Genomic DNA, 2517 nt, shown 5'->3' with positions numbered 1-2517 from the left:
GGGTGCGATTCGTTCACTCGAAATGAATAGAAATATTCAGGGATGAGTGACATTTGAGAGATAACCCATGTTGGGTTGAGTTCGCACTTTAATCTCTCTCAGATGATAACTGAATAACCATGAGGGTGACTCTAATTAAGGAGAAGTCCCTCTCCGTAGGTGCAACGGTAACAGCATCATCCCCAGGTTTGCGACTAGTCATCAAAGCCTGAAGCGGGATGAAAAGGAGGTAAGACTGGTAGCCTAAAACTGGTTCCCTTCGAGCATGAACCCATGAATAGCGAAAGCAAAGATGCGCCGAACCATCGTCATGAAAAACCAGCGAAATAAGGCTTATACGCTGGAGCCAAAAGGTAAAAGGATATTGGGGCTGGCAATCCCTCGATGACCAGTAAGCACTCCCAATAAACCCGGTGGATAGCATCATTCTAAAGGTTCCAACAATGGTTGTTCGGAACGAAGTAACCTACCTTTGCTCTTGGTCAGGTCGATACCAAGTAGGTGCTAACCGTATGCAAAGAATAGGAAAGATTAAGTCAAAAGCGAATGCCTTGCTGTAATGGCAAGGATATGCCGACGGACTTACGGTGATTTGGAATGTAAAGTTATGAGTAGCAATGCAAAAGTCTAATACACGACTTATTGCTCCCAAACCTACTAAAAACGGTCTTCTTCCCCTGAAGATTAACCCAACTAGTAAGGTTTTGAGTAATAAATCGATGGGGGAATGGAAACATATCAACTGGCGGATGCTGGAACGACGTGTTTTTAAGTTGCAAAAACGAATTTACAAAGCATCTCTTCGTGGTGATGTCAAAGCTTTTCGCAGACTCCAGAAGACGTTGATGAAGTCCTGGTCAGCAAAGTGTTTATCGGTTCGTCGGGTAACACAAGACAACCAAGGTAAAAAGACGGCAGGAGTGGACGGTATAAAATCATTATCCCCAGAAGCACGTCTAAAACTGGTTGCTAAATTAAAACCAAATTTAAAGGTGAAACCGACACGACGGGTTTGGATTCCTAAACCAGGAACGGAGGAGAAACGACCTTTAGGTATTCCCGTAATGAACGACCGAGCTTTGCAAGCGCTGTTCAAATTGGCATTAGAGCCAGAATGGGAAGCGCGATTTGAACCTAACTCATACGGGTTCAGACCTGGGCGCTCATGTCACGATGCAATTGAAGCCATATTTAATGCAATAGTGCAGAAAAGCAAATATGTGCTTGATGCCGATATAGCAAAATGCTTCGACCGCATCGACCATGAAGCACTGCTAAGAAAATTAAATACATTCCCCACCATTCGCCGACAAGTTCGAGCATGGTTAAAAGCGGGAGTGATGGATGGAAAGCAGTTGTTTCCAACATCTGAAGGTACGCCACAGGGCGGGGTAATTTCTCCGTTACTGGCTAATATTGCCCTCCACGGGATGGAAATACGGATTAAGGAATTTGCCAAAACCTTAGACATGAAAAAGTCAACGGGAAAAGGGCAATTAAGCTGGCAAGTAAAAACCAAAGGTTTAAGCCTAATTCGGTACGCCGATGACTTTGTGATTCTCCATGAAGACATAACCGTTGTTCAAAGATGCAGGGAGATAATCTCTGAATGGTTAAAAGACATGGGTTTGGAATTGAAACCAGCCAAAACACGTTTAACTCACACTCTGAATGAGTATGAGTTAGAAAAGCCGGGGTTTAACTTTCTCGGTTTTAACATAATGCAGTGGAAAGTGGGTAAATACCACTCAAAACAAGGTTTCAAAACATTCATCACCCCAAGCAAGGAAAAGCAGAAGATACATTATGACCGAGTAGCAAGTATCATCAATGACCATAAGGCAGCGCCCCAAATGGCGTTAATCAGCCGATTAAATCCGGTAATCACAGGATGGTCAAACTACTACTCAACAGTGGTAAGTAAGGTGGCTTACTCTGACCTAGATAATCTCATGTATCTAAAGCTGAGGGCTTGGGCAAAACACCGCCACCCCAAGAAATCTGGGGGATGGGTGTCAAAGAAATATTGGCAAACCATAGGTGGTAATAATTGGGTATTCGCAACCAGGCATGAGGGTAAAAACCCGATGCGGTTACGGTCACACGCAGAAACGCCAATAGTTCGGTTTGTGAAAGTTAAAGGCGAGGCTAGTCCTTATGATGGCAACCTAATTTACTGGTGTACAAGAATGGGTAAACACCCGGAAATGACAAAAAGAATGGCAACGCTCTTAAAGTCACAGAAAGGAAAGTGTACTCACTGCGGATTGTACTTTCGAGAGGAGGATGTACTGGAGATTGACCACATTATCCCCAAAATCCTGGGAGGAAAAGACGAGTACAAAAATCTTCAGATATTACATAAACACTGCCACGATGAAAAGACAACTGAAGATGGTTCAGTCGTGAAGTACACATGACAATGTGCCGAATCATTGAGGAGCCGTGTAATGGGAAACCATTAAGCACGGTTTTGAAGACCAACGGGGTTGGTGACAACCTCGTTGAGTTTACTAA

At 43.7% G+C, this 2517-nt stretch carries 1 protein-coding gene; it reads left to right on the top strand.

Annotation, left to right across the window (positions count from 1 at the left end; genetic code table 11):
- Positions 1 to 719: 719 nt before the first annotated feature.
- Positions 720 to 2420, top strand: coding sequence for a group II intron reverse transcriptase/maturase (gene ltrA, locus VB732_RS35820; RefSeq protein ID WP_416235806.1), 1701 nt, complete (start codon positions 720 to 722; stop codon positions 2418 to 2420).
- The last annotated feature ends 97 nt before the right edge of the window (positions 2421 to 2517 follow it).

The organism is Nostoc sp. UHCC 0252 (genome assembly GCF_034931145.1).
Taxonomy (GTDB): Bacteria; Cyanobacteriota; Cyanobacteriia; order Cyanobacteriales; family Nostocaceae; genus Nostoc.
Note: the sequence above shows the minus strand (reverse complement) of the source record. Positions and strands in the feature narration are given on the sequence as shown.

Excerpts from the sequence above, each read along its gene's own strand:
- ltrA (WP_416235806.1), top strand. The coding sequence starts at position 720 with ATGGGGGAATGGAAACATATCAACTGGCGGATGCTGGAACGACGTGTT.